Origin of the sequence: Bradyrhizobium sp. AUGA SZCCT0160 (assembly GCF_018130105.1) — a bacterium.
GTDB lineage: Bacteria > Pseudomonadota > Alphaproteobacteria > Rhizobiales > Xanthobacteraceae > Bradyrhizobium.
On record NZ_JAFCMD010000024.1, the window covers coordinates 22,603 to 46,594 of the forward strand.

28 protein-coding genes and 1 riboswitch are annotated in these 23,992 nt (G+C 63.5%); of the genes, 11 read left to right on the forward strand and 17 right to left on the reverse strand.

What is annotated here, in order from left to right; genetic code table 11:
- Window positions 1–18 precede the first annotated feature (18 nt).
- Window positions 19–225, reverse strand: a complete 207-nt coding sequence (locus JQ558_RS29895) for a hypothetical protein (RefSeq protein WP_212296078.1) — start codon at window positions 223–225, stop codon at window positions 19–21.
- Between the two features lie 108 nt (window positions 226–333).
- Between JQ558_RS29895 and JQ558_RS29900 the strand changes: the two genes are divergently transcribed.
- Window positions 334–573, forward strand: a complete 240-nt coding sequence (locus JQ558_RS29900) for a hypothetical protein (protein WP_192735553.1) — start codon at window positions 334–336, stop codon at window positions 571–573.
- 95 nt (window positions 574–668) lie between these two features.
- On the opposite strand, the gene JQ558_RS29905 is transcribed toward JQ558_RS29900, so the two are convergent.
- The 4 genes from JQ558_RS29905 to JQ558_RS29920 form a co-directional block, all read right to left on the reverse strand.
- Window positions 669–956 (reverse strand): hypothetical protein, encoded by a 288-nt coding sequence (locus tag JQ558_RS29905; RefSeq protein WP_249119084.1) that lies wholly within the window; start codon window positions 954–956, stop codon window positions 669–671.
- Window positions 953–1,201, reverse strand: a complete 249-nt coding sequence (locus tag JQ558_RS29910) for a transcriptional regulator (protein ID WP_249128059.1) — start codon at window positions 1,199–1,201, stop codon at window positions 953–955. Before JQ558_RS29910 ends, JQ558_RS29905 begins: the two co-directional genes overlap by 4 nt.
- Before the next feature lie 115 nt (window positions 1,202–1,316).
- Window positions 1,317–2,333, reverse strand: coding sequence for a DUF6925 family protein (locus JQ558_RS29915; RefSeq protein ID WP_212296022.1), 1,017 nt, complete (start codon window positions 2,331–2,333; stop codon window positions 1,317–1,319).
- Between the two features lie 97 nt (window positions 2,334–2,430).
- The gene (locus tag JQ558_RS29920) at window positions 2,431–4,710 is read right to left on the reverse strand and encodes a TonB-dependent receptor (RefSeq protein ID WP_212296023.1); all 2,280 of its coding nucleotides are present in this window, start codon (window positions 4,708–4,710) and stop codon (window positions 2,431–2,433) included.
- A gap of 113 nt (window positions 4,711–4,823) precedes the next feature.
- Window positions 4,824–5,024, reverse strand: a riboswitch (cobalamin riboswitch).
- Window positions 5,025–5,158: 134 nt separating this feature from the next.
- Here JQ558_RS29920 and JQ558_RS29925 point away from each other — a divergent pair.
- From JQ558_RS29925 to JQ558_RS29935, 3 genes are read left to right on the forward strand one after another with little or no spacing between them, the layout of a single operon-like run.
- Complete coding sequence (locus tag JQ558_RS29925) at window positions 5,159–6,202, forward strand: iron ABC transporter permease (RefSeq protein ID WP_212208908.1); 1,044 nt, start codon at window positions 5,159–5,161, stop codon at window positions 6,200–6,202.
- Window positions 6,199–6,981 (forward strand): ABC transporter ATP-binding protein, encoded by a 783-nt coding sequence (locus JQ558_RS29930; protein WP_212296024.1) that lies wholly within the window; start codon window positions 6,199–6,201, stop codon window positions 6,979–6,981. The genes JQ558_RS29925 and JQ558_RS29930 overlap by 4 nt, the downstream gene beginning before the upstream one ends.
- Window positions 6,981–7,808 (forward strand): ABC transporter substrate-binding protein, encoded by an 828-nt coding sequence (locus JQ558_RS29935; protein ID WP_212208906.1) that lies wholly within the window; start codon window positions 6,981–6,983, stop codon window positions 7,806–7,808. The genes JQ558_RS29930 and JQ558_RS29935 overlap by 1 nt, the downstream gene beginning before the upstream one ends.
- A 123-nt stretch (window positions 7,809–7,931) precedes the next feature.
- Here JQ558_RS29935 and JQ558_RS29940 read toward each other — a convergent pair whose 3' ends face one another.
- The 10 genes from JQ558_RS29940 to soxC form a co-directional block, all read right to left on the reverse strand.
- Window positions 7,932–8,972, reverse strand: a complete 1,041-nt coding sequence (locus JQ558_RS29940) for an MBL fold metallo-hydrolase (RefSeq protein WP_192735547.1) — start codon at window positions 8,970–8,972, stop codon at window positions 7,932–7,934.
- 121 nt (window positions 8,973–9,093) lie between these two features.
- Window positions 9,094–9,555, reverse strand: a complete 462-nt coding sequence (locus tag JQ558_RS29945; RefSeq protein WP_212296025.1) for a hypothetical protein — start codon at window positions 9,553–9,555, stop codon at window positions 9,094–9,096.
- The gene (gene soxB / locus JQ558_RS29950) at window positions 9,552–11,294 is read right to left on the reverse strand and encodes a thiosulfohydrolase SoxB (RefSeq protein WP_212296026.1); all 1,743 of its coding nucleotides are present in this window, start codon (window positions 11,292–11,294) and stop codon (window positions 9,552–9,554) included. Before soxB ends, JQ558_RS29945 begins: the two co-directional genes overlap by 4 nt.
- A gap of 28 nt (window positions 11,295–11,322) precedes the next feature.
- Entirely contained in the window at window positions 11,323–11,631 is a 309-nt protein-coding gene (locus JQ558_RS29955) for a hypothetical protein (protein ID WP_212274157.1), read from the reverse strand.
- Complete coding sequence (gene soxA, locus JQ558_RS29960; protein ID WP_212208903.1) at window positions 11,628–12,491, reverse strand: sulfur oxidation c-type cytochrome SoxA; 864 nt, start codon at window positions 12,489–12,491, stop codon at window positions 11,628–11,630. Before soxA ends, JQ558_RS29955 begins: the two co-directional genes overlap by 4 nt.
- Window positions 12,488–12,799, reverse strand: coding sequence for a thiosulfate oxidation carrier complex protein SoxZ (soxZ, locus tag JQ558_RS29965; RefSeq protein ID WP_212001821.1), 312 nt, complete (start codon window positions 12,797–12,799; stop codon window positions 12,488–12,490). Before soxZ ends, soxA begins: the two co-directional genes overlap by 4 nt.
- A 27-nt stretch (window positions 12,800–12,826) precedes the next feature.
- On the reverse strand, window positions 12,827–13,318 hold the full coding sequence (gene soxY, locus JQ558_RS29970; RefSeq protein WP_212208902.1) for a thiosulfate oxidation carrier protein SoxY: 492 nt from the start codon (window positions 13,316–13,318) through the stop codon (window positions 12,827–12,829).
- 27 nt (window positions 13,319–13,345) lie between these two features.
- Window positions 13,346–13,639 (reverse strand): sulfur oxidation c-type cytochrome SoxX, encoded by a 294-nt coding sequence (gene soxX, locus JQ558_RS29975; RefSeq protein ID WP_212296074.1) that lies wholly within the window; start codon window positions 13,637–13,639, stop codon window positions 13,346–13,348.
- Between the two features lie 126 nt (window positions 13,640–13,765).
- Complete coding sequence (locus JQ558_RS29980) at window positions 13,766–14,440, reverse strand: cytochrome c (protein WP_212296027.1); 675 nt, start codon at window positions 14,438–14,440, stop codon at window positions 13,766–13,768.
- Window positions 14,424–15,704: a sulfite dehydrogenase gene (gene soxC, locus JQ558_RS29985; protein WP_409410606.1), complete on the reverse strand. Its 1,281-nt coding sequence runs from the start codon at window positions 15,702–15,704 to the stop codon at window positions 14,424–14,426. Before soxC ends, JQ558_RS29980 begins: the two co-directional genes overlap by 17 nt.
- A gap of 208 nt (window positions 15,705–15,912) precedes the next feature.
- On the opposite strand from soxC, the gene JQ558_RS29990 reads away from it, so the two are divergent.
- The 5 genes from JQ558_RS29990 (at window position 15,913) to JQ558_RS30010 (ending at window position 20,141) form a co-directional block, all read left to right on the forward strand.
- Window positions 15,913–16,248 carry a helix-turn-helix transcriptional regulator gene (locus JQ558_RS29990; RefSeq protein WP_212033593.1) on the forward strand — a complete coding sequence of 112 codons (336 nt, stop codon included), beginning with the start codon at window positions 15,913–15,915 and terminating at the stop codon, window positions 16,246–16,248.
- 9 nt (window positions 16,249–16,257) lie between these two features.
- A complete protein-coding gene (locus tag JQ558_RS29995) occupies window positions 16,258–16,953 on the forward strand; it encodes a DUF938 domain-containing protein (RefSeq protein ID WP_212208900.1) in 696 nt (231 codons plus the stop codon).
- A 112-nt stretch (window positions 16,954–17,065) separates the two neighbouring features.
- Window positions 17,066–18,310: an MFS transporter gene (locus JQ558_RS30000; protein WP_212296028.1), complete on the forward strand. Its 1,245-nt coding sequence runs from the start codon at window positions 17,066–17,068 to the stop codon at window positions 18,308–18,310.
- A 24-nt stretch (window positions 18,311–18,334) separates the two neighbouring features.
- The gene (locus tag JQ558_RS30005; protein WP_212208898.1) at window positions 18,335–18,694 is read left to right on the forward strand and encodes a nuclear transport factor 2 family protein; all 360 of its coding nucleotides are present in this window, start codon (window positions 18,335–18,337) and stop codon (window positions 18,692–18,694) included.
- 202 nt (window positions 18,695–18,896) lie between these two features.
- Window positions 18,897–20,141, forward strand: a complete 1,245-nt coding sequence (locus JQ558_RS30010) for an MFS transporter (protein ID WP_212296029.1) — start codon at window positions 18,897–18,899, stop codon at window positions 20,139–20,141.
- Window positions 20,142–20,216: 75 nt separating this feature from the next.
- Here JQ558_RS30010 and JQ558_RS30015 read toward each other — a convergent pair whose 3' ends face one another.
- Both JQ558_RS30015 and JQ558_RS30020 read right to left on the reverse strand, forming a co-directional pair.
- The gene (locus JQ558_RS30015) at window positions 20,217–20,711 is read right to left on the reverse strand and encodes a VOC family protein (protein WP_212296030.1); all 495 of its coding nucleotides are present in this window, start codon (window positions 20,709–20,711) and stop codon (window positions 20,217–20,219) included.
- Window positions 20,712–20,803: 92 nt separating this feature from the next.
- Entirely contained in the window at window positions 20,804–21,349 is a 546-nt protein-coding gene (locus tag JQ558_RS30020) for a carboxymuconolactone decarboxylase family protein (protein ID WP_212296031.1), read from the reverse strand.
- A gap of 159 nt (window positions 21,350–21,508) precedes the next feature.
- Here JQ558_RS30020 and JQ558_RS30025 point away from each other — a divergent pair, with 159 nt between their 5' ends.
- Both JQ558_RS30025 and JQ558_RS30030 read left to right on the forward strand, forming a co-directional pair.
- Entirely contained in the window at window positions 21,509–22,693 is a 1,185-nt protein-coding gene (locus tag JQ558_RS30025; protein ID WP_212208894.1) for an acyl-CoA dehydrogenase family protein, read from the forward strand.
- 139 nt (window positions 22,694–22,832) lie between these two features.
- The gene (locus JQ558_RS30030; protein ID WP_212296032.1) at window positions 22,833–23,972 is read left to right on the forward strand and encodes an acyl-CoA dehydrogenase family protein; all 1,140 of its coding nucleotides are present in this window, start codon (window positions 22,833–22,835) and stop codon (window positions 23,970–23,972) included.
- The last annotated feature ends 20 nt before the right edge of the window (window positions 23,973–23,992 follow it).

Below are 23,992 nucleotides of genomic sequence, written 5' to 3' on the forward strand. Positions count from 1 at the left end.
ACGCCGGGACGACAATAATCACAAGGGTTCGTCGTCATTGCCGTGGCGGTCGTGCTTTGGCGTGGCGATGTCGCCATCCTCGTAATCGTCGTCTTCGACAGGCAGGCCTTTCGGCTTCACGGGCTTGTCGTTGTCCTGCCTGGGAGGCTCGCTCTTCTTCCCGTGTCCACCCATATCGTGCCTTTTCACCGGCGCAACCGGCCTTATCCGGTCGAAATGACGCATTGACCGCAATCCGACCGACTTTGCGCAATATACTAGCGCCAGCAACACGAATTTTCCTTGCCCTTTTGGCCGATAGTGCTTCAAACGGGGCAATCAAACGGAGTCAGAATGAAGAAGCCTCGCATCGAAACCGAAGAACAGCAGCCACGCAAAGTTATCCGCGCCGACAAGGCGCCGACGTCAGGATATTCGCTGGTGGTCGACGGTCACTTCAAATCGCACCACGACACGGTCGAAGCCGCTGAAGAGGCGGGCACGGCGCTAAAGAACAAATTCCAAATGCTGCAAGTGCAGGTCTATGACGCCGAGACCAAGACGCGCTCGATGATCCATTGGCCACCGGCGTAACGCTGCAAGCTTAACTTCAGTGCTGAAGTTAAGGCTGAGCTCAAAGAGCCAGCCTTGGAATTGAGCCTTGGATCCCTGCCTCAGGGTCTTCGATCTTAGGTCCGTCGACCGCCGCTTTGCTGGCTCGCCAGCCAATCGCCCAATGCCGGGGTCGGCCGCTTCTCGGCCGGCTGTTTCGATTTGGCCGCGGCCTTCTTTGCCTTGACGGGAGCCGGAGGTGCGGCCGCTTCACGGGCAAGCCGCAACGCCTTCAGCTTCGCCATATTGTCGAGCATGGCCCTCGAGGCCGCATCGCGGTCGGCTTTGCCGGACCGCGCGTCCTGGGCTGCACGGGTGGTTTTATCCAGACGCGCCTGGGCGCGGTCGCGATCTTCTTTGGTCATTTTACGTCAGCCTTCTTCGCCACTTTGGCTTTCGCTTTGGGCTTGGCTTTCGGTTCGGGCGGATTAGCAAGGTCCTCAGCTTCCTTGGCCAGCCGCAGCGCGCGCAGCTTTTCAGTCCGCTTGCGAATTGCGATGTCGGAGGCCGCGATCTCGGCCATCGCTTTGATGCCCTCGACCTCCTGGGTACGCTTGCGGTGCAGCCGAATCTCTTTCATTTCGGCCGGACTCTTCGGTTCGTCGTTCATCATATACCTCTGGAACCGCGACGCATGCCGTCGGGCGGTGTTTCGGCCGTAATACCATGGATTGCGCCGCTGGGGGCGCGAATTTGGGCCGAAAAAGCCCCGTTATCGGGTTGATTCAGCCCTCATGGTGAAGAGCGGCGGGATCATCGCCGTCTTCAGGACCGCTCTGGTCGAAAGCGGCCAGCCAGGCCGCCAATGTCGTTGACGCCTGACCTTTGGCCTTGACCTGGCGCAGCGCAATGCGAATGCCGGCGCGGCCGTGACGGTCGCCGGCGATCGCCATCGGCGGTTCCCCCGCCAGCACCGCATCGACGACGCGCTGCTTGATCGCGAGCGTTTCGGGATCGCCGCACGCCGCCAGGACCCGTTGAAAACGCTGGTGATGTGCCTGGTCGAATGGCCGGGCCTCGCCCATTCCGTCACGCAACGGATGCGGCGGATAGATGTGCGCGCAGGGGATCCAGCCCTCGGGAACCGGCTCGGTGGCGGCATGGGTCCGGCCGCTTTTCAGCAGTCTTGGCAGCACATGGGTGTGCGGCCCGTCCGGGCTCGTGCCCGAGGGCGGCGGGATCGGCTGATAGACCTCGATGCGGCCGAGCCGGCTGATGAAGACGCGATGCGGGTTAGCGCCAAGGATCATCCCCATCGCGGGATTGTCGTGTTCGAAGATGGCGCGGCCGCAGAGTTGGCGCAGCCGCGCGGCGAGATTGGGATCGCCGACGCGCACGCAGAAATCCGCCTGCAGCGCACCGAGGCCGAGATCGAACAGGAAGGATTCGCGGTCCTCCGGCCGCAGCGCCTCTTGATCGGCGCCGATTTCCGTCAGCGTGGTGCGGCCGTTCATCGCGCAATCGCCTGACGGCAGGCACAGCGCGATCCGATGGCTCCAGCCCGACTTGGTGATGCTCTCGGAGGCGAACGGCCGGCTGTTGCCGTTGGGATTAAGCGCAATGCCGCCGCGCGGCGTCACGGCTGCAACGGCCTCGATCGATTGCGTCAGCCGCACCGGCTCGTCGCGATCGCGGGCGAATTCGGCGATGGCGCCGAACGTGCCGAGACTCCATTGCGTGTCGGGATCGGCGATTTCCCGCTGCAACAGATCGATCGCCGCGACGGCGGAAACATCAGGCATCAACCAGCATTCCCTTAACCCTCGGGGCCAAAGAGAATACTGGCTTGTCAGGTCAGGACAAGCCGGTCCGGAGCGGGCCCCGGACCGGCGTCCGGGCTCAGAACGTCGCGCCGGCCTTCACCATGTAGGTCCGGCCCGGCAGCGGATAGGCGCTGAAGCGGCCGTCGGTGAACGTGCTTGCGATCGCATAATCGTAGTATAGCGCGTTGAGCACGTTGTTGACGCTCACCGACCAGAAGAAGTGCTGATATGCCCCGCTCAGCTTGAAGTCGATGGTGGCATCGGCCGGGATGCGGCGCTGGGTATTCTTCTGGTCGTTGTCCATGTAGCGCTCGCTCCAGCCGCGCACCGTGGCGTCCGCAACCAGATAATTCTGCCAGATATTCCAGGTTACGCCGCCACTGGCGGTGTAGCGGGACACCAGCGGAACGTCATTGCCGGCGAACTGCCCTTCACGGAATACCGCACGGGTGTAAGCCACGCCGCCGCGCAGCAGCACGCTGTCGCTGACACGAAGCGAGGCGCTGGTTTCCGAGCCGTAACGGCGGGTCGGATCGAGGTTGACGTTAAAGAACAGTGCCGGGTTGAAATGGATCTCGTTTTCGAGGTCCATGTTGTAGATGCTCGATTGCATCTGGAACCCGCCCGACTTGATGCGGAAGCCGCCCTCGACGTCGTGCGAGGTCTGGGTTTTCAACTGGAAGGTGCCGGGAATTGGGGTGAAGAAGACAGGATCGAAGGAAGGTCCGGAGGACAATCTCTCGTCGACATTCGGCGTGCGGAACGCGCGGGCGGCCCGGCCGAATACCGAGACGATATTGTTGAAGCGATGTTCGAGGCCGACATGCAGCGCGTGCTGGACTTCGCTGCTATCCAGCGGAAGGTTCTGGGCGCCGCAGGTAAAAAACAGGGCGCAATTCGGCGGATCGTTAAGACGGTCCCGCGCACTCAGGCTGGCGTTTTGGATTCGCGCGCCGTACGAGAAATCCGTTGTCGGCAACAGCCCAAGGGTTTGCTGCCAATAGCCGGCAATCGTTCTCTGCGACAGATCGTAAGTATGGATCGGCGGTGTGCCCTGAAATTCCGGCCGCTCCTGGTGGAACGTCGCATCGTAATAATCGATGCCCGTCAGGATCGACGAGGGTAGCCCGAACATTACGTTCTTGACGCTCAATCGAGGCGTCAGGGACCATGTCTGCAGATGGCTGTCGACGTAACTGTTGGCGAAGGGATTGAAGAACGCGGCCTGCTGTTTCTTGTCCCGCACACCGCCATCGATGATGAGATCGACGCCGTTCCACAGGGTCTTGGTGAAGCCGGCGGTGGCGCTGGCGCCCTGCTGGTTGCCGTAGTCGAGCGGCGTGCTGGTGCCGCGGCGGTTGGTGACGAGCTCGTTGAGACCAATGGATGGATCGACCAGCCGGCCGCCGGGTAAGCCGAGCTTCTGATCGTCGCCGGTCACGGTTACGAAGGCGGTGAGGCCGGGCGTGGAGTAGTTGAGGTTGCCGACCCCGTTGCGCTGATCGAGCGCGTTGTTGACGCGGTAGCCGTCGGACTTGATGGCGTTGCCATAGAACGACGTCGACCACGGACCGAAATTGGTCGCGGCCGAGACCGAGGCCATGCGCTGATTGAAGGACCCGACGCCGGCTTCGCCGCGGATCGCGACCGGCGGGCCGCCGACACCGTTTTTAAGCACGATGTTGATGACGCCGCCGACGGCATTATCGCCGTACAGCACCGCGCCGCTGTTGCCGCGGGTGATTTCGATGCGCTCGATCGAATCGCGCGGAATGGTCGAAAAATCGACGCCGGCCATGTCGATGTCGTTGAGCCTTCGGCCGTTGATCAGCACCAGGGTATTGGAGGTCGCAAACGCACCGAATCCGCGCAGATCGACGCTGGTCTTCGCGCCGTTGACGCCGCCAAACAGGCTGGTCAGTTGCACGCCCGGTGTTTGCGCGATGATTTCCTGCAAGGTCTGCGCGGGTGAATGCGCGATTTCTTCAGCCGTGATGACGGTCGCCGATGTGCCGACGATACCGGCGAATTGCCGGACGGGCGCTCCGCCGCCGCCCTGGCCATCGCCTTGCGACGCGACGACGTTGGAGCCGGTCCCCGGCGCAGGGTTTCGATTGCTTGACGGCCTCGGGTTCGGCGCAACGACGCGGCGCGTGCCCGAGCCCTGATCGGAAGCGGGCTTGGCGCGGGTCCGGTTCTGGTCGCCGGGCGGGTTGACCTCGATCGCCGGCAGTTGATCGGCTGTGGCGGTCTGGGCCTGCGCGCCGGAATGGGTGAGCGCCATGATCGGCGCCAGAAAGCTGGACGCCAGCAAAAGACGGCGGCACCGCTTGGCGGCAGTGGTGGTGGAAGACATGGTTCAGGCCTCGGTATGACGTCAGTGGCACGTCACAGCGAACCAAGTCCCACCATCGTGCTGCAAACAGCTCTGATGAAACTAATGCCTGTACTCCCCGACCGACATCTTCGCGTGTGACCACGGCTGACGGCAGGTCTCCTGGCTTGCGGGTCGTTACCTTTCGTCGCCTTCCCAGGACCGAGAATCCCAGTGGCGTAGGACGAAAGATTCACCGCTTACAGTTGCGGGGGCAGCCGCGGAATTGGGGGACTGTCCCCGCACCGCATTCCCTTTTGATCCCCAAAACGGGAACCGTCGAAAATTATGGTAGAAGTTTGTCAAAGATAGAGTCAATCCCATCAGGCCTCGCCTGCGATCCTCACTGGACGAGTGCGTCTTTTATGTCGCATGAGCAGTACCGTTCGAACGCGTTGTGCGGTACGGGCTGACCGTTCGGGGACGATCGATGAGTGTTGAGACCATCACTGCTGCAAACGAGGAGGCCGCGCGGCGCCGGATTGGCGTGACGGCTGCGCTTGCCGGCCTTGTCGCGCTGCTGGTGCTGATCTCGCTCGGCATCGGGCCGGTGCGGCTGTCGCCGCTGGCGGTGATCGAAGCCCTCCTCGGCGGCGGCAGCGACGTGGCGCAGGTGATCGTGCGGGAAATCCGCCTGCCGCGGACCATTCTGGCGCTGGCGATCGGCGCCATCCTCGGAATGTCGGGCGCGTCGCTGCAGGGCCTGCTGCGCAATCCGCTGGCCTCGCCCTCGCTGTTCGGTGCGCCGCAATCGGCCGCCTTCGGCGCGGTGCTGGTGATCGCGCTGGGGTGGGCCGATGTGCGCTCCTATGCGCTGCCTGTCGTGGCGATCATGGCGGCGTTCGGTTCGGTGTTCGTGCTGCTGACGATTGCAGGCCGCAATGCCGGGCTGCTGATCCTGATCCTGGCCGGTCTTGCGATTTCGAGTCTGGCGGGCGCCGCTACCGCGCTGGTGATGAACCTCTCCAGCAATCCGTTCGTGGTGCTGGAGATCGCGTTCTGGCTGCTCGGATCGCTGGAGGATCGCAGTTTTCAGCACGTGATGCTGGCGCTGCCGTTCATCATCGCCGGCGGCATCATCCTGTTCAGCCAGCGCCATTCCTTTCGCGCGCTCAGCCTTGGCGAGGAAACTGCGCAGAGCCTCGGCGTCGATGTCGGGCGCCTGCGGCTGATCGTGATCACCGGCGTGGCGCTCGGGGTCGGCGGCGCGGTAGCGGTCACCGGCACCATCGGCTTCATCGGCCTCGTCGCGCCGCACCTGATGCGGCCCCTGATCGGCCATGATCCGGCGCGGCTCTTGGTGCCGAGTGCGCTGGCAGGCTCGGCGCTGCTGCTCGCCGCCGACATCGCGGTGCGGATCATTCCCTCGACCAGCGACATCAAGGTCGGCGTGCTGACCTCGATCATCGGCGTGCCGTTCTTCCTCTATCTGATCGCGCGCGAACGCCGCGCGCTCGGGGGAGGTGTCGCATGAGCGAAGCCGCGCTTCTCACGGCGCAAGGCGTGAACGTGACGCTGGCTGGCCGCCATGTGCTCAGCGATGTCACGCTGTCGCTGAGCGCGGGTCATCTGGTCGCCCTGGTCGGGCCGAACGGCGCCGGCAAAACCACGCTGTTGCGGGCGCTGTCGGGGCTGCTGCCGTCCCGCGGTGACATCCACATCGGCGGCGACGTACTGGCCGGTCTGTCGCTGCGCGAACGCGCCAAGCGATTTGCCTATCTGCCACAGGGCCACATCGTGCACTGGCCGCTGCCGGCGCGCGACATCGTGGCGCTCGGCCGCTATCCGCACGGCGCGACCGATCCGGCGCGGCTGTCGCCAAGGGATACTGACGCAGTATTGCGTGCGATGCAGGCGGTCGATGTGGTGGAGTTCAGCGAGCGCCGCGTCACCGAACTGTCCGGCGGCGAGCGCAGCCGCGTCGCGCTGGCGCGCGTGCTCGCGGTGGAAGCGCCGGTCATCCTCGCCGACGAGCCGACCGCCTCGCTCGATCCGCGGCACCAGATCGACGTGATGAAGAACCTGCGCGCCACCGCCGACAAGGGCGTGCTGGTCATCGTGGTGACGCACGACCTTGGCCTCGCCGCACGATTCGCCGATCATGTGCTGGTTCTGAAGGAGGGCCGGCTGGTGTCGCAGGGCGCGCCGGTGGAAGCGCTGTCGGAGCAGGTGATAGCCGACGTGTTCCGGATCAGCGCCTACCGCGCCGAATACCAGTGCGAGGCCGTAATCGTGCCGTGGGCGGATCTGTGATGCGCCGCCGGCTTGCCGTGCTGCTGGCGGTTGCGGCGCTGGCGATGCCTGGTGCGACGCTGGCCGCTCAATTGCCGCGCATCGTGTCGATGAACGTCTGCAGCGATCAATTGCTGCTGTCGCTGGCCGATCCCGAACAGATCCTCGGGCTTTCGCGGTATTCTCGCGATGCCTGGGTGGCCGGTGACGTCGCTCGCTATCCAAAACTGTCGGGCGGTGCGGAAGACGTGATGGTGCTGAAGCCCGACATCGTCGTCGCCAATCTGTACGACAAGCGTTCGACGCGGGAATTGCTCAAAGCGCACGGGTTGCGTCTTGCCGAACTTCCGGTGCCGCGAACCTTGCCCGAGGTGAAGGACCAGATTCGCGAGTTCGGTGATATCGTCGGTCACCCCGATCGCGCGGCGGCGCAGATCGCGTTGCTCGATGCCGCGCTCGCACGGGCGCGCCAGGCTGTCGCCGCAAAACACTATCGGGTGCTGCCGCTGTCGCGGCGCGGCTGGGTCGCGGGCAGCGACAGCTTTGTCGGCTCGCTGCTGGCCGAGACCGGGCTGTTCAACACGGCCGGCGATCTCGGCTTCAATTTCGGCGGCTTCGCCTCGCTCGAGGCGATCGTGAGCCAGAAACCGGATTTGCTCTTGGTGTCGCAGGCCGGCGATTTCGCGCGCGACGACGGCCAGGCCTTTCTGCTGCATCCGGCGCTCGCGCGGTTCTATCCGCCGGAAAAGCGCATCGTGATTCCGGAACGGCTGACCGAATGCGGCGGCGTGATGCTGGCGGAAGCGCTGGATGTGCTGACGGCGGAATTGAAACGGGTGGGGCGGTGACAGTCGCGGCGAATCGTAGGGTGGGCTAAGCGAAGCGTGCCCACCACCATTCAGGTGCAATGATTGGATAGATGGTGGGCACGGCGCAAGCGCGCCTTTACCCACCCTACGTTCCGTGAGTATTCACCCCATCACCACCGGGCCGCCGGCTTTCTTCCAGGCGTCGATGCCGCCTTCGATATGGGCGGTGTTGGCAAGGCCGGCGTTCTTGGCGGCGGTGACCGCCATCGCGGAGCGCTCGCCGAACGCGCAGAAGAACACCACGCGGCGTCCCGTCGCGGCCGCGACTTCGCGCAGCATGCCGCCCGGCGCTAAGCTTTCGGCGATGCCGGGGTAGGGCGCATGCAGCGCGCCCGAGAGCGTGCCGTGCTTGGCGCGCTCGCTGGCCTCTCGCAGATCGACCAGCAGGATGTCGGGTTTGCCGATACTGTCGATCGCGGCGCGCGCTGACAATGCGAGGCCCTGTTTGGCGAGATCGTCCTGGTGCAGGCCGACATGCATGTTGGCCGGCAGCACCACGTCCATCAGTTTTGGATTCGGCAGATTGAGATTGTTCATCAGCTCGACATACTCGTCGATGCCGCGCACCTGCAGGCGCGGATTGTACCGCTTCTCCTCGCCAATGGTGGAAACCGTGTCGCCCTTGTAGTCGTGGGCGGGGAAGACCATGGTCTCGTCAGGCAGCTTCAGCAGCCGGTTGAAGATCGAGTCATATTGCGCCCGCGCGCTGCCGTTCTGGAAATCGGTACGGCCGGTGCCGCGAATAAGCAGCGTGTCGCCGGTGAAGACGCGGTCGCCCATCAAATAGCTGTAGGAATCATCGGTGTGGCCGGGCGTGTACATGACATCCAGGCTCAAGCCTTCGATCATCACCTTGTCGCCGTCGGAGACGCGCATCGACACCACGTCGGCTTTGCTCTGTTCGCCCATGATGGTGATGCACTGGGTGCGGTCGCGCAGCTCGCCGAGGCCCGTGACGTGGTCGGCGTGCAGATGGGTGTCGACCGCCTTGACCAGCCGCAGGTCGAGTTCGCGCAGCAGCTGGCAATAACGGTCGGCCTTTTCCAGCACGGGATCGAGGATCAGCGCCTCGCCGCCGGCGCGGCTGGCCAGCAAATAGCTGTAGGTGCCCGAAACGCTGTCGAAGAGCTGACGAAAGATCATGATCGCTGCCGCGTTCTCTACTTCTCGCGGAGGATATTATTCTATTTCGTCGCGCCTCTCAAACGGCTTTCGTCTCTCCGACGTGGCTTTTTCGGGGTAATCTTGCTGATCAAAGGCTCGATCACGGTCTCACCAGCGTATATCCGTTCTCGGTCAGGAACAGAATCTGCGCGACGCCGACCTGAACCGGTGTCGCCGCCGCGATGAACTCCGGCCGTTTGCCGCTTTCGCGTTCGAGCGTGTCGACGGTGTTGAGGCAGATATCGAACCGCGCGCCCTGGGCGACCAAACTCTCGACCATCTTGCGGTTGGGATTTTCCGGGCGCAGCAGTTCGATGCCCGGGCCGAACGCGACGATTTCGATCGCGACCTTGTCGGGGTCGTAGTGCTTCATCAGATTGCTGGCGACGCTGAGCACGAGACCCTGCTTGCGCGGGTCATTGTCCGAAAGCTGCAGCACGATCTTGTGCTCGGCAAACGGCTTGTCCTGCAGCGGCGCCTGTTGGGCGCGCACGGCCGGTGCGGTCGCTGCGATCAACAGCGCCGCGGTCATGATGCGCAGGGTGGTGGTAAGGCCTGTCATGCCTGTTTCGAAATGCCCGGATTGCCTTCGACGCCCTTCAGCGTCACGACCGGGGCCGATCGGTTGGGCGGCTTGCCTGACTTCAGATGCTTCGCCACCACGTCCCACACCGGCGTGCCGGTCTGTTCGTTGACCGAAGCCCATCCCGCCACCTTGTAGCTCTTGGCGGCTTGCAGCGGGTTGCCATTGTCGAGCGTCAGTTCGGAGATCCGCTTGCCGACGCCTTCCGCCGGCGTGCAGGCATAGGAAAGGCCACCAAGGCGGACCATGTCGCCGCCTTGCTGGTAGTAGGGATCGGTGTTGAAGAGGTTGTCGCAGACGTCCTCGAGCACGTCCTTGATCTGGGCGCCGGTCATGGTCGCGACGTAGGTTTCGGGATAGGTGACCGCGGTTTGCGCCAGCACGTCTTCCATGGTCAGCGGCTGGCCCGCCAGTGTCGTGGTGCCCCAGCGGAAGCCCGGCGACAGCGCGATTTCGGTGTCGAGTTCGCTGCGCAGCGCGTCGCAGATCAACTGATCCATGCTGCCGCTGAAATTGCCGCGGCGGTAGAGCAGGCGATCGGCCGAAGCGATCTTGTCGACCCAGTCGCCCGCATGCGGCGCGCGGGTCTTGTCGATCAGCCCCTGCATCGCCGGATCCGGCTTCAGCAGTTCGGAGAACACCGGCAGCAGCCGGTAGCGCACGTTCGCGACCTTGCCCTTGCCGATGTCGAGATCGAGCACGGCCAGGAACTTGCCGTTCGAGCCGGCATTGGTCACCAGCGTGACGCCGCCCGGATTGGTCACCGCAATCGGCTGCGGCACCGCGTCGTGGGTGTGGCCACCCAGAATGACGTCGATGCCGGTGACGCGGCTGGCGAGCTTGAGATCGACGTCCATGCCGTTATGCGACAGCAAAATGACCGCATCGACCTTGTCGTTGTTGCGCAAGCCATCGACCAGCTTCTGCAGTTCTTCGTCGCGGATGCCGAATTTCCAGTCCGGCGTGAAGCGCTTGGGGTGCGCGATCGGCACGTAAGGAAACGCCTGTCCGATCACGGCGACCCGGCGGCCACCGATCTCCTTGATCGTGGCCGGTTTGAACACGCGGCCCGATGCCGGATCGAACGCCTTGGCGTCGTTGAAGGCGGCTTCCTCGGTCAGGAAAACGTTCTGCGCCAGGAACTCGCCCTTGAAGCGCTCGAGGTTGCTGCGCAGCGTTTTCTCGCCATAGGTGAATTCCCAGTGGCCGGTCATCGCGTCGATGCCGAGCAGGTTCGAGGCGTCGACCATGTCGGCGCCCTGCATGACGTTGGCAAGACCGGTGCCCTGCCAGAGATCGCCGCCGTCGAGCAGCAGCGAGCGGCCGGCGCCGACATCGCCGCGCAGGCGGTCGACCAGCGTCTTCAGGTGTGCGAAGCCGCCGAGCTTGCCGAACCGTTGCGCGCCTTTTTCGAATTCAATGCAGGTAAAGGCATAGGCATCGGCGCTGTCGGGCCGGATGCCGAAGCGGTCGAGAAAAGCTTTGCCGACCAGGTGCGGCGGATTGCCCTGCATCGAGCCGATGCCGAGATTGACACTGGGCTCGCGGAAAAACACCGGCTTGAGCTGCGCATGGGTGTCCGTGATGTGCAGGATGCGCGCATTGCCGAAGCGCTCGAGGTCGTAGACGCTGTCGGCGCTGTGCGCGAGGCGAGGCAGGCTGCCTGCGAGGGTAGCCGCGCCTGCTAGCGTCAGAAAATCCCGGCGGCGGATCGGCATACTAATCTCCGCGCGTCGCAAAACGCTCTCAACGAATTTCCAAATCTCTCCAGCGTTCTTTTTCGCTGGTCGCCTGGAAGATCGAAGCTTTCGCCAGCGCTTCCGCTTCTTTGGCTGACGCCGTGGCCTTGTCGAAATCGCCGCCGTCGGCGAACTTCTTGGCCACCGCCAGCGTTGACGCCGTCGTGGTCCATTGGTTGCGCAAGGAAGCCGCCTGCTTGTTGGCAGCTTCCGCGGCGGCGTAGGCGGCCTTGTAGTCGTCCTCGCCCGCGGCCAGCGCCGATGTCGCACCTAGCAGCAGCACCGCGGCGATCGAGGTGAGTGTCGTGATCCTCATGGCCGCGCTCCCGGACCTGATATCGGCAGCCCGTTGCTGACATAGGACAGGTAGTATTCGACGTTGCGGTATTCATCGTCCTGCGGCGTCAGCGGCACGCCGCGGATCTGGCTGTTGCAGGTGGTGAAGCGCCGGCTGGTGGTGCCCATGCCGTTCCATTCGGAGCGATAAATCGGCATCGCGTTGACAATGCCGAGCGCCGGCGCCAGCACTTCGGTGCGGACCCGCTCGCCCGGGCTCTGCACATGGCAGGTGGCGCAGGAGAAATTGAGCTGGCCGCGCCGCGTGTAGAAATATTCCTTGCCGTTTTCATAGGCCGCCAGCGCGCGCGGGTCGTTCGGAACCTTGATGTTGAACGGCTTGCCGCGCGAGGTGAAGGCCATGTAGGCGGTCAGCGCCGCCATCTCGTCGCGTACATAGGAGAACGCCGGCTCGCCATTGGCTTCGCGGCAACGGTTCAGTGCTAGCTCCAGCGTGATGACCTTGCCTTCTTTCTCGTCGAAGGTGGGATAGTCCTGGCGGATGCCGATGCCTTTATTCGGGAAGCAGTCGCCATAGGTCTTGCCGTTCTTGAACGGCTTGGAAAACATCTCCTTGCCCAGTTCGAGCGAGAACTCGTAGGGCGGGAACTGTTCCTTGTCCTGCCATTGCTTGTACAGGTCCGCGTCCATCGAATAGGGACCGTTGACGAAATCTTCCGGCTTCAGCTTGGGGAATTTGTCGTAGAAGAATTTTTTGAATGCTTTCTCGTCGGCGACCGGGTCGACCTTGTCGGCGGAGACCGCAGGCGGCGCGGCGAACGCCAGCAGGGCCAGCGCGAAGGCCGCCGCAGCGAACTGTATCCTGGCTCGCAGATTCATTGAATCTTCGCCGTGGTGGTGTCGGTGGCGCCCTTGTTGTCGACCCAGCTCACTTTCAGCTCGTCGCCCTTCTTGCCGCCCTTGAAGGCGAACTTGACGTAGGGGTCCTTGGAGACGCCGCCGCCCCAATCGGCAACGAATACCGGCTTGCCGTTATATTCGAAGGTCAATTGCTGGATGAAATGCGGCGGAATGAGCTCGCCCTTGGAATCCTTGATGAAGCCGGAATCCATCGGATGCTGGATCAACGCCTGCACTTCGGTGGTTTCGCCTGACGAGGTGGCGCGCACGCGAATGGTCGATGCCATTTTTTCGATCCTTCGATTATCTGTGTCTTAGCCGCCGCAGCCGCCGACGGTGACTTTGACTTCCTTGGTGGCGCTGTAGAGCTTGCCGCCGGCTTCGACGACGACGATCACGTTGCTGGTCTTCGCCATCTTGATGCGGTTGGCAACGTTCGGCATCGTGCCGGCCGGAATCTTGTAGGAGGCCACCAGGGCGACCGGGTTTTCAGCCACCAGGAACGAGATCGAGGTCACGTCGGCCAGCGTCGTCGAAACCGATACCGGCACCACCGCGCCGTTCTCGGCGATCTCGGGCGCGTCCATCTTTACCTTGTCGGAAGCTTCTGCCGTCCTGCCATAGAGCGATTTGATCGCGTCGGCTTCGGTCTTCTGCTTGAACGCCTCTTCCGGATATTTGTCGTTGGCGGCGAACGCCTGCGTGAGGCCAAAAGGAAGATTGCCAAGGCCGACCAGCGCCACCGCGCCCGCGCCTTGCAGGACCAGGCGCCGCGTGGCGGAAAATCCATTGTCAGTACGTGTCATCCGAAAGTTCTCCTGAAAGGCGCGTCGTCACAATGTTTGCAGGAAATCCACGACCGCGCTGATTTCCTTGTCGGTCAAAATCCGGTTTCGTCCGAACGGAGGCATCACTGTCAGCGGATTGCGCTTGGTTTCGTCGTAGATAATGGCGATGAGTTCGTCGCGGTTGGGGTACTTGCTCTTGATGTCGACCAGTTCCGGCCCGATCGTACCGGGATACTGGCCGCCTTTGATGGCGTGGCAGGTCAGGCAATTGCCCTTGCTGCGGTCGAACGCCAGTTTCTGGCCTTCCGCCGCCGCGGACTGGGCAGCAGCGGGGCTCACGGCTGCGCCGATCGATAGCGCCAGCACCGTCGCCGCGATCAGGCCGAGCTTGTTTAGAGGTGTGTTGCTCAAGGACGTTTCCCGTAATTCCTGTTCAGCTTGCCAATTCTACTTTGCTTGCCGATCCTACCTTGCCTGCATCGTGTCGAGTGGCCCCGTCGTACGTGGCGTCAGGTTCTTGCCTTCCGCCGTGGACACGATTTTGACGCTGGCAGGGTCAACGCACGCGCTCATGCACGGTTTCGCTGCCGTATCGGGCCTCGGATCGGTCCAGAGAAAATTGTCGCGATTGGGCATTTTGACTTTCGGCAAGCTTTCCCGGTCGGCGACAAATTCACTGGGAACGAGGTCGTTCAGGTTCAGAATATAGGCGGTCAAAGCATAAACGTCATCGGCTGACAATGTGTGCGGTGCGGCCATCGGCATGGCGCGGTTAATGTAGTCCCACAGGGTCGGCGCAAACGGCCAGTAGCTGCCAATCGTCAGCTCCGGCCGGTCGTCCCTGAGCGTCCCGGCGCCCCCGACGAGCTTGGGAAACCGGCCCTCGCCTTCGCCGAAAGTTCCATGACAGGCCGCGCATTGCTCGGCATAGACCTCCGCGCCCCTGATCACGCCGCCGCGGCCCGCGGGCAGGCCCACACCATCCTCGCCGCGCGCATCGATATCCCAGCCGGCGATCTGCTCGGGCGTCGCCCGCTCGCCATAGCCGTAATATCCGGGCTCGGCGCCGTAAGCGAAGGTGCCGGCCGCGATGACCATGCCGGCGCAAAGCAGCGCGAGGTGCTTAACCGAGCTGGACATCGAACACGCTCCCGTCGCCCTTCACCTGCCAGGTCTGGATCGAATTGTTGTGGTAGACCGAATTGGTTCCGCGCTGCTTGCGCAGCTGCGCGATGGTCGGCTGCACATAGCCGGTTTCGTCGATGACGCGGGATTCCAGCAGCGCCGGCGCGCCGTCCCAGCGCCAGGGGATGGTGAATTTCGTCAGCGCCTTCGACAGCACCGGCTCATGCAGCCGCGCGCTCTGCCAATTGATGCCGCCGTCGGTCGAGACGTCGACGCGCTTGACCTTGCCGTTGCCGGTCCACGCCAATCCCCTGATCTCATAGAGGCCGGGACCCGAGAGCGGCTTTTCGGGGCAGGGGAAGGTGATGACGGATTTGGCGTCGATCAGCCAGGTGAAGCCGCGCGAGGTGCCGTCCGGCATCAGGTCGGTATATTTCGAGGTCTCTTCGCGCGAATGCCAGGGTTTGTCGCCGAGCTTGATCCGGCGCAGCCATTTGATGCTGACATTGCCTTCCCAGCCCGGCACCACCAGCCGCAGCGGATAACCCTGTTCGGGCCGCAGCGCCTCGCCGTTCTGCGCGTACACCACGAGGCAATCGTCGAGGCATTTGTCGAGCGGCAGGCTGCGGTTCATGTGCGCGCCGTCGGCGCCCTCGACCATGACCCACTTGGCTTCCTTCTTGATGCCGACCTCTTCCAGCAGGGTCGACAGCCGCACCCCGGTCCATTCCGCGCAGGAGATCATGCCGTGATTGAACTGCAGCGAGTTCAACTGCGCGGCGCGCCACTCCATGCCGCCATTGGCCGGGCATTCGATGAAATGGATCCGCGTAACCTGCGGGAAACGGACGATGTCCTTCATCGAGAGCAGCAGCGGGCGCTCGACCAGGCCGTGGATCATGAGCTTGTGCTGCTCAGGATCGACGTCCGGCCGGCCGGCGTGATAGCGCTCGAAAAACAGGCCGTTCGGCGTGATGATGCCGTGCAGGTCCTGCAGCGGCGAAAAGCTGATCGAGGATTCGGTGCCGGCGGTGAGCCAGGGCACGTTGCGCCTGATGACGCCGGCCTCGGTGTCGGCGGGCCGGCCATAGGGACGGTCGACCACGCCGGGCCCGATCGATTGCGACCAAGGCGCGTCCGCCGGCGGGGAAGCCGGCGAGGGCTCTGCATTTCCCTGTTTTGGACCGAGCGCCAAGCCGCCGGTCAGCGCGGCGCCGAGGCCGAGCAGGGAGCGCCGGCCGAGCCGCGTGTGCGCGCCCGTGCTCGACAGTAGAGATATGCTGCGCCAGAGATCAGGCCGCACGTTTCATTCCCCTTGCCGCCACTTGGCCGCATCTTTTGTTGCTTTTTCGCGGGTTTATCGTCGTTCACTAATTTAGTCAATGCTAAATAACCATGGGCGCGATAAACTGGTACACCGCGCCTTGTCGGCGCTGATTTCGATCCGGATAAAGGCGATGAGAGCAGAAGCGGCAACAACCAACAAGATGCCCATCGGTAACGGCGCCGAGGACGAGGCGTCCCTGAAGAAGCTGGCGAAACAGGCCGGTGAGGCCGCGCAATTGCTCAAATTGCTCGGTCACGAAAAGAGGCTGCTGGTTCTCTGCTTTCTCGCGGTGCGCGGCGAGATGACGGTCGGTGAACTCGTCGGCGTCGCCAAGCTCAGTCAGTCGGCGCTGTCGCAGCATCTGGCAAAATTGCGTGCCGACGGCCTGGTCGAATTCCGGCGTGCCTCGCAGACGCTGCATTACCGCGTCGTCGACCAGCGCGCCCTGCGCGTCCTGCAGCTCTTGAAGGAAATCTATTGCGGAGACTTGAAGTGAGATTTTGCGGTGGCTGAGTTTGTGGTGGAGTTTGGCAAGGATGGCCGTCCGATTGAGGCCGACGGCCGGCTGGACGCGGCCGCATTCCATCGCAACCATGCGCCGATCTGGGCGGTGCTGCAGAAATTCCTCGCCGGCAAGTCCGGCGACGTGCTGGAGGCCGGCAGCGGCACCGGCCAGCATGTGGTGCATTTCGCCCGCCATACGCCCGACATCACCTGGTGGCCGAGCGATTTCAACGAGGCGCACCTGAACAGTATTGCGGCGTGGCGCGCGCATGCGGGCCTGCCGAACATCCGTCCTGCGATGCGGATTGATCTCAGTGATCCCGCATGGTCGCCTGCGATGCAGGACGGCAGCGGGCCTTCCGAATTGCTGGCGGTGTTCTGCGCCAATGTGATTCACATCGCGCCCTGGCGCGTCGCGGAAGGATTGTTCGCCGGCGCGGCGCGTTACTTGCGCAACGACGGCCAGCTGTTTCTCTATGGTCCCTTCAAGCGCGACGGCAAGCACACCGCGCTCAGCAATGCCGTCTTCGACACCAGCCTGCGCGACCGCGACGCCGAATGGGGCGTGCGCGATATTGAAGATGTCAGCCGATTGGCTGAAGGCGTCGGGCTTGCATTGATCGAAACCGTACCGATGCCGGCGAATAATTTGATTCTGGTGTTCGAGCGATCAATGAAGGGTGAGCCCAGCGCATAGCGCGCGCCCGTTTGCGTCGGTTGATCGCACGTCTGCACGTCTCCATAGTACCGCAAATCAGACAAGCCAATGAATTGCGGCTCCCGCCGGGGCCTGCCGGGCGGGAATGCCGATGCTGGATGCCACTGCCACCGCAGAGATCGTCGATGACGCGCGGGCGCGCGCCAATGTGCTGCGGCTCGCCGCGGCGCAGGCGCTGACCGGCGCCAACTCGGCGGTGATCTTCGCCACCGGTTCGATCGTCGGCGCGACGCTGGCGCCCGACATCTCGTTCGCGACCGTGCCGCTCTCGATGTATGTGCTGGGCCTTGCCGCCGGCACGCTGCCGACCGGTATGATTTCGCGCGCTTACGGCCGCCGCATCGCCTTCATCATCGGCACCGGCTGCGGCGTGCTCACCGGTCTGATCGGCGCGCTCGCGATCCTGCAGGGCGCGTTCTGGCTGTTCTGTTGCGCGACCTTCTTTGGCGGACTCTACGGCGCGGTGTCGCAATCCTATCGCTTTGCCGCCGCCGACGGCGCCAGCGTCGCGTTCCGCCCGAAGGCGGTGTCGTGGGTGATGGCGGGCGGCGTGTTCGCCGGCGTGCTCGGTCCGCAGCTCGTGCAATGGACCATGGATATCTGGCCGCCTTATCTGTTCGCCTTCAGCTTTCTGATGCAGGCTTTCGTCGCTTTGGTCGCGATGGCGGTTTTGTCCGGCGTCGATGCGCCAAAACCTGCGGCGGCGGACATGCATGGCGGCCGGCCGCTGTTCGAGATCGCGCGGCAGCCGCGATTCATTGCGGCGGCACTGTGCGGCGTGATTGCCTATCCCATGATGAATCTGGTGATGACATCAGCGCCGCTCGCGATGAAGATGTGCGGGCTCACCGTCAGCGATTCCAATTTTGGTATCCAGTGGCACATCGTGGCGATGTATGGGCCGAGCTTCTTCACGGGCTCGCTGATCGCACGCTTCGGCGCGCCGCGTATCGTCGCGCTCGGCCTGTCACTGGAGGCCGCCGCCGCGTTGATCGGATTGTCCGGGATATCGGCGATGCATTTCTGGGCCTGCCTGATCGTGCTCGGCGTCGGCTGGAACTTTGCATTTATCGGCGCGTCCGCACTGGTGCTGGAGACGCACCGGCCGCAGGAGCGCAACAAGGTGCAGGCCTTCAACGATTTCCTGGTGTTCGGGGTGATGGCGATCGGCTCGTTCTCGTCAGGCCAGTTGCTGGCGCATTACGGCTGGTCGATGGTCAACATGGTGGTGTTCCCGCCGGTGCTGCTCGGGCTCGCGGTGCTGTCGCTCGCATCATTCGCGCGGCGGCGGGCGAAGCTGCGGGAAGTTGACGAACTTGCCGGCCCCACTATCTGATAGCAGTCACATTCTGGAGGCCTCATGCCCTCACGCGCGCGTCTTGACGAATTCATCGCCGTCGTCGTTTCCGGCGACCATGCCGGCGCGATCGAGCGCTATTACACCGAAGACGCCACCATGCAGGAGAACTCAGCGCCGCCGCGCGTCGGCCGCGACGTGCTGGTGGGGCAGGAGCGCGCGACGCTGGAGCGGGTGTCGAGCGTTGTCACGACCTGCGTTTCCTCGGTCCTCGAGGGCGATCGTGTCGCGATCCACTGGATCTTCGATTTCACCTATCCGTCCGGCGCGGCGATGCGGATCGACGAAGTCGCGATGCAGGAATGGCGCGGCGACCGGATCTTTCGCGAGCGGTTCTTCTATGAGCCGCCGAAGAAGGCCTGATGACAACTGCTGACATTTCGGCGGCGGTCGAATTATTGCTCTTGTGATTCTGCTATTAGTTGTTGTCATGGCCGGGCAGAAGCGCGAAGCGCGTCTTCGCGCTAGATGACCCGGCCATCCACGTGCTTCGTGGCCGCTAGCAAGAAAGACGTGGATGCCCGGCACAAGGCCGGGCGTGACGGTGCAAGAACAAAGAACAAGAATGCTAAAAGGCCCCATTCACACCGCTATCGACGAAACCTCGCTCCGCTATGACGGCTGGCGGATTGTGCTCGTCTGTTTCCTGCTCGCGACCTTCGGCTGGGGGCTCGGCTTTTACGGCCAGAGCGTCTATGTCGCCGAGTTGCAGCGGCTGCACGGCTGGCCGGCGTCGCTGATTTCGCTCGGCACGACGTTCTTCTATCTGTCCGGCGCGGCGCTGGTGGCCTTCGTCAGCGAGGCGATCAGGGCGTTCGGTCCCCGGAACTGCATGATCGCCGGCATCGGCACGATGGCCATTGCCGCTGTTACCATCGGCCAGGTGCGTGAACCCTGGCAGCTCTATCTCGCCAACGCTTTTCTCGCCTTCGGCTGGGCCGGCACCAGCCTCGGCATGATCACCAACACGCTGGGCCTCTGGTTCGACAGGAAGCGCGGCATGGCGATCAGCCTGGCGCTGAACGGCGCCAGCTTCGGCGGTATCGCCGGCGTGCCGCTGCTGGTACTGGCGATCGGCTATTTCGGTTTCCCGGGCGCGATGATTGCCGCTGCGGTCGTGATGGTCGCGCTGATGGTACCGGTCATTTTGCTTTACGTCGGGCGGCCGCCGGACCATGCGAGCGCAAACGGGGGCGCGGTGATCGCCGCGGACGCGCCGTCGCCGATCCAGATTCGCGCGCGGGCATTTCGCGATATCGGATTTCTGACGGTATCGTCGGCCTTCGCGCTGGTGCTGTTCGCGCAGGTCGGCTTCATCGTGCATCTGATCGCGTTTCTGGATTCGGTGATCGGGCGCGAGCGCGCCGCCATCGCGGTCGCGCTATTGACCGCCATGGCGGTGGTCGGCCGCGTGCTGTTTTCGTTCGTGATCGACCAGATGAACCAGCGGCTGGCGTCCGCGCTCTCGTTCGTCAGCCAGGCCGTGGCGCTAGGGATCGTCATCAACGTGCACAATGACTACGCGCTGATGGCGGCCTGCGCGCTGTTCGGATTTTCGGTCGGCAATCTGATCACGCTGCCGGCGCTGATCGTGCAGCGCGAATTCGATCCGCGCTCGTTCGGCGTGCTGGTCAGCCTGATCACCGCGATCAACCAGATCACTTATGCCTTCGGGCCCGGCGTGGTCGGCCTGCTGCGCGACATGTCGGGCAGCTATGCGCTGCCGTTCTACGGCTGCATTGGCCTCGAGTTGATTGCCGCCGTGCTGATCATGATTCGTGGGAAGACGGCGTCATTGCGAGGAGCGTAGCGACGAAGCAATCCATAGCGCCGCGGGCGGAGCGATGGATTGCTTCGCTTCGCTCGCAATGACGGTGAGACACGACTACGCCTCCCGCGCCCGCAACAGATCCTCGAGATCCAGCCGCTTCGTGAACATCGACAGCGAACCGTCGGCGGCGCGCGGCCATTCTTCCTTGGGCCGGTCGCGGTACAGTTCGACGCCGTTCTCATCAGGTTCGCGCAGATAGAGCGCCTCGCTGACGCCGTGGTCGCTGGCGCCGTCGAGCGCAATGCCGGCCTGCATCACGCGATGCAGCGCGTCCGCCAGCGCCGGGCGCGTGGGGTAGAGGATCGCGGTGTGGAACAGCCCGGTGGTGCCCGGCGGCGGCGGATGGCCACCTTTGCTTTCCCAGGTGTTGAGCCCGATGTGATGATGATAGCCACCAGCCGAAATGAACGCCGCAGCCGAGCCCATCCGCTGCATGATCTCAAAGCCGAGCACGCCGCAGTAAAACCCCAGCGCGCGTTCGAGATCGGCGACTTTCAGGTGAACATGCCCGATCCGTGTGCCTGATATGATAGGCGTGTTGTCGGGCATGTCGATGCCTCCATTTGCCTTGCCGAGATTTTAAAGTAGGGAGAATCCGGGAGACGGGTACTGGCAATTCAGAAACCATGCGTTTCCAAATCTTATGCCAAGTCCGAAACTTCTCCATCCGGCAGTCCGAACTCAAACGTATTCAGCGTCATCGACACCATCGTGTAATAGCCGCACAGGCCGATGACCTCTGTCACGCCGCGCACCGTTAGCAATTCCACCGCCGCGTCATACAACGGCTTGGAGACGTCGTGCCCCTCATGCAATGACTTGGCGACGTCGTAGATCATCTGGCCCTTGGGGTCGTCGAAGGTGGGCGTGCGGCGGTCGCGGATGTCGTCGATGATCTTGGGGTCCATGCCGCCTTTCAGCGCCAGGCGCTTATGCGCGTACCATTCGTAATGCGAGGTCCAGTGCCGCGCGGTGACGAGGATCGCGATCTCGGAAAGCTTTGCCGGAAAGATCGTGTTGAAACGGAGTTGCTCGCCGAGCCGCGTAGCATGCTTGGCCATCTGCGGGCTGTTGAGCCAGGCCATCATCGGCGCCGGCGGCGCGCCGCGCTTGCCGGCAATCGACTCGTCGTAGGTCTCCTTTTGGTCGGGGCTCATTTCGCCAGGCGAAAGCAACTTCAGCCGCATGTCGGTTTCCTCTTGTTTTTCAATCGTTGCCGCCCCTGCGATACACCCGATCCCGGCGCGTGACTACGGCAGTCCGCGCATGGTGCGGCGCAGAGAGATGTTGAATTCCGCGATGCGGCGACTAAGGTCGTTTCAACTCGCCCCATATGGAAACGCACCATGTCCGATCCTGATCAATTCCGCCGTGAAACCCGCGCCTGGCTCGAGGCCAATTGCCCGCCAGAAATGCGCAAGCCCATGACGTCCGAAGGCGACACGTACTGGGGCGGCCGCAACGCCAAATTCTCTTCCGAGCCGCAGCGCGTCTGGTTCGAACGGATGCGCGACAAGGGCTGGACCGTGCCCGACTGGCCAAAGGAATATGGCGGCGGAGGGCTCGATCGCGCCGAGCACAAGGTGCTGCGCGAGGAAATGGCGGCGATGGGCGCGCGTTCGCCGCTGTCGAGTTTTGGTATCTGGATGCTCGGGCCGGCGCTGCTGAAATACGGCAACGAGGCGCAGAAGAAGGAGCACTTGCCGAAGATTGCTGCGGGCCTGATCCGTTGGTGCCAAGGCTACTCCGAACCGAACGCCGGATCGGACCTTGCCTCGCTGCAGACCCGCGCCGAGAGCGACGGCGATGATTTCGTCATCACCGGCCAGAAGATCTGGACGTCGTATGCCAACTACGCCGACTGGATCTTCTGCCTGGTGCGTACGGACGCGTCAGCCAAGAAGCATGACGGGATCAGTTTTATTCTGTTCGACATGACGTCGAAGGGCGTCACTACAAAACCGATCTTGCTGATCTCGGGCTACTCGCCGTTCTGCGAAACCTTCTTCGATGGGGTGCGGGTGCCGAAATCGCATGTGGTCGGCACCGTCAACCGCGGCTGGGATGTGGCGAAATATCTGCTGCAGCACGAGCGCGCGATGATCTCGGGCATGGGCGAGCGCGGCGTCGGCCGGCCGCTCGGCCAGGTCGCGGCCGACTCGGTCGGCAGCGACGAGCAGGGCCGGCTGGATGATGCGATGCTGCGCGGCCAGATCTCGACCTTCGAGATCGACGAGGCGGCACTGTCGGCGGCGGCGGAACGCGCGGTCGATCTCGCCAAAGCCGGCCAGTCGCATCCGGCGTTTTCCTCGGCGATGAAATATTACGGCACCGAGCTCAACAAGCGCCGCTACGAAATCCTGATGTCGGCCGGCGGCGTCGACGCGCTGGAATGGGAAAGCGAGCGCTCCAAAGGCGGCGCCCGCCCGCGCGCCTGGCTGCGCACCAAGGCCAACTCGATCGAAGGCGGTACGTCAGAGGTGATGCTCGGCATCGTCGCCAAGCGCATCCTCGATCTGCCGGGGGCGTGAGACGCTAACTGACGCCGTCATTCCGGGGCACGCGAAGCGTGAACCCGGAATCTCGAGGTTCCGGGTTCGCCGCTTCGCGCCGCCCCGGAACGACGATCTCAAAGATACTCGTTCGAAACACTTAGACCGGAACTCCTCCATGGCACTCGTCCTCACCGAAGAACAATCCATGCTGCGCGACAGCGCGCGCGGCCTTATCAGCGACAAGGCGCCGGTGTCGCATCTGCGCAGCTTGCGCGACAGCAAAGACACTACGGGATTTTCCCGCGAGCTCTGGAAGGCGTTTGCCGAGATGGGCTTTTCGGGCCTGCTGGTGCCTGAGAATTTCGGCGGCAGCGCCTTAGGCGCCGTCGAGGCCGGCGTGGTGATGGAGGAAATCGGCCGCACGCTGATGCCGTCACCGTTCCTGTCGACCGCCGTACTTGCGGCCTCCGCACTGACGCGCGGCGGCAGCGACGCGCAAAAGGCCGCGCATCTGCCCAAAATTTCGGACGGCTCGCTGCTCGCGACGCTCGCGATCGACGAGGGCGCCAAGCATCGCCCGCTGCAGACCAAGCTGCAGGCCGTGCGCTCCGGCAACGGCTTCAAGCTGAGTGGTGCAAAAGCCTTTGTTGTCGACGGCCACACCGCCGATCTCCTGATCGTCGCGGCGCGCACCGCTGGCTCCGCCGGCGAGCGCAACGGGCTGACGCTGTTCCTGGTCGATCCCAAGTCCAAGGGTCTTGCCGTGGAACGCACCGCGATGGTGGATTCGCACAATGCGGCGCGCATCGAATTCGACAATGTCGAGGTCAACGCCGACAGCGTGCTCGGCGAGGTCGATCAGGGCGGGGCATTGCTCGAAGGCGTGCTCAATATCGGCCGCGGCGCGGTCGCCTCCGAAATGGTGGGCCTCAGTGAAGAGGTGTTCGGCCGAACCGTGACCTATCTGAAAGAGCGCAAGCAATTTGGAAAACTGATCGGCGAATTCCAGGCGCTGCAGCACCGCGCCGCCGAACTCTATATCGATATCGAGATCACCCGCGCCGCCGTGCTGAAGGCGCTGCAGACGCTGGACGGCGATTTTGCCAACGCCAGTGCCGCGGTTGCGGTTGCAAAGGCACGCGCCGGGACCACCGCGACGCGGGCGGTACAGGAAGGCGTGCAGATGCATGGCGGCATGGGCATGACCGACCAGTTCGACATCGGCTTCTTCATGAAGCGCGCCCGGGTCTGCCAGGAATTGTTCGGCGACAGCAATTACCACGCCGATCAGCTGGCGCGGATGAAGAGTTATTGAGCTGCGCCTGCCGCGACATT

Bases quoted from the DNA above. Each gene is read 5' to 3' on its own strand.
- JQ558_RS29895 (WP_212296078.1), bottom strand. From the start codon at position 225: ATGCGTCATTTCGACCGGATAAGGCCGGTTGCGCCGGTGAAAAGGCAC.
- JQ558_RS29900 (WP_192735553.1), top strand. From the start codon at position 334: ATGAAGAAGCCTCGCATCGAAACCGAAGAACAGCAGCCACGCAAAGTT.
- JQ558_RS29905 (WP_249119084.1), bottom strand. From the start codon at position 956: ATGACCAAAGAAGATCGCGACCGCGCCCAGGCGCGTCTGGATAAAACC.
- JQ558_RS29910 (WP_249128059.1), bottom strand. From the start codon at position 1,201: ATGAACGACGAACCGAAGAGTCCGGCCGAAATGAAAGAGATTCGGCTG.
- JQ558_RS29915 (WP_212296022.1), bottom strand. From the start codon at position 2,333: ATGCCTGATGTTTCCGCCGTCGCGGCGATCGATCTGTTGCAGCGGGAA.
- JQ558_RS29920 (WP_212296023.1), bottom strand. From the start codon at position 4,710: ATGTCTTCCACCACCACTGCCGCCAAGCGGTGCCGCCGTCTTTTGCTG.
- JQ558_RS29925 (WP_212208908.1), top strand. From the start codon at position 5,159: ATGAGTGTTGAGACCATCACTGCTGCAAACGAGGAGGCCGCGCGGCGC.
- JQ558_RS29930 (WP_212296024.1), top strand. From the start codon at position 6,199: ATGAGCGAAGCCGCGCTTCTCACGGCGCAAGGCGTGAACGTGACGCTG.
- JQ558_RS29935 (WP_212208906.1), top strand. From the start codon at position 6,981: ATGCGCCGCCGGCTTGCCGTGCTGCTGGCGGTTGCGGCGCTGGCGATG.
- JQ558_RS29940 (WP_192735547.1), bottom strand. From the start codon at position 8,972: ATGATCTTTCGTCAGCTCTTCGACAGCGTTTCGGGCACCTACAGCTAT.
- JQ558_RS29945 (WP_212296025.1), bottom strand. From the start codon at position 9,555: ATGACAGGCCTTACCACCACCCTGCGCATCATGACCGCGGCGCTGTTG.
- soxB (WP_212296026.1), bottom strand. From the start codon at position 11,294: ATGCCGATCCGCCGCCGGGATTTTCTGACGCTAGCAGGCGCGGCTACC.
- JQ558_RS29955 (WP_212274157.1), bottom strand. From the start codon at position 11,631: ATGAGGATCACGACACTCACCTCGATCGCCGCGGTGCTGCTGCTAGGT.
- soxA (WP_212208903.1), bottom strand. From the start codon at position 12,491: ATGAATCTGCGAGCCAGGATACAGTTCGCTGCGGCGGCCTTCGCGCTG.
- soxZ (WP_212001821.1), bottom strand. From the start codon at position 12,799: ATGGCATCGACCATTCGCGTGCGCGCCACCTCGTCAGGCGAAACCACC.
- soxY (WP_212208902.1), bottom strand. From the start codon at position 13,318: ATGACACGTACTGACAATGGATTTTCCGCCACGCGGCGCCTGGTCCTG.
- JQ558_RS29980 (WP_212296027.1), bottom strand. From the start codon at position 14,440: ATGTCCAGCTCGGTTAAGCACCTCGCGCTGCTTTGCGCCGGCATGGTC.
- JQ558_RS29990 (WP_212033593.1), top strand. From the start codon at position 15,913: ATGCCCATCGGTAACGGCGCCGAGGACGAGGCGTCCCTGAAGAAGCTG.
- JQ558_RS30000 (WP_212296028.1), top strand. From the start codon at position 17,066: ATGCTGGATGCCACTGCCACCGCAGAGATCGTCGATGACGCGCGGGCG.
- JQ558_RS30005 (WP_212208898.1), top strand. From the start codon at position 18,335: ATGCCCTCACGCGCGCGTCTTGACGAATTCATCGCCGTCGTCGTTTCC.
- JQ558_RS30010 (WP_212296029.1), top strand. From the start codon at position 18,897: ATGCTAAAAGGCCCCATTCACACCGCTATCGACGAAACCTCGCTCCGC.
- JQ558_RS30015 (WP_212296030.1), bottom strand. From the start codon at position 20,711: ATGCCCGACAACACGCCTATCATATCAGGCACACGGATCGGGCATGTT.
- JQ558_RS30020 (WP_212296031.1), bottom strand. From the start codon at position 21,349: ATGCGGCTGAAGTTGCTTTCGCCTGGCGAAATGAGCCCCGACCAAAAG.
- JQ558_RS30025 (WP_212208894.1), top strand. From the start codon at position 21,509: ATGTCCGATCCTGATCAATTCCGCCGTGAAACCCGCGCCTGGCTCGAG.
- JQ558_RS30030 (WP_212296032.1), top strand. From the start codon at position 22,833: ATGGCACTCGTCCTCACCGAAGAACAATCCATGCTGCGCGACAGCGCG.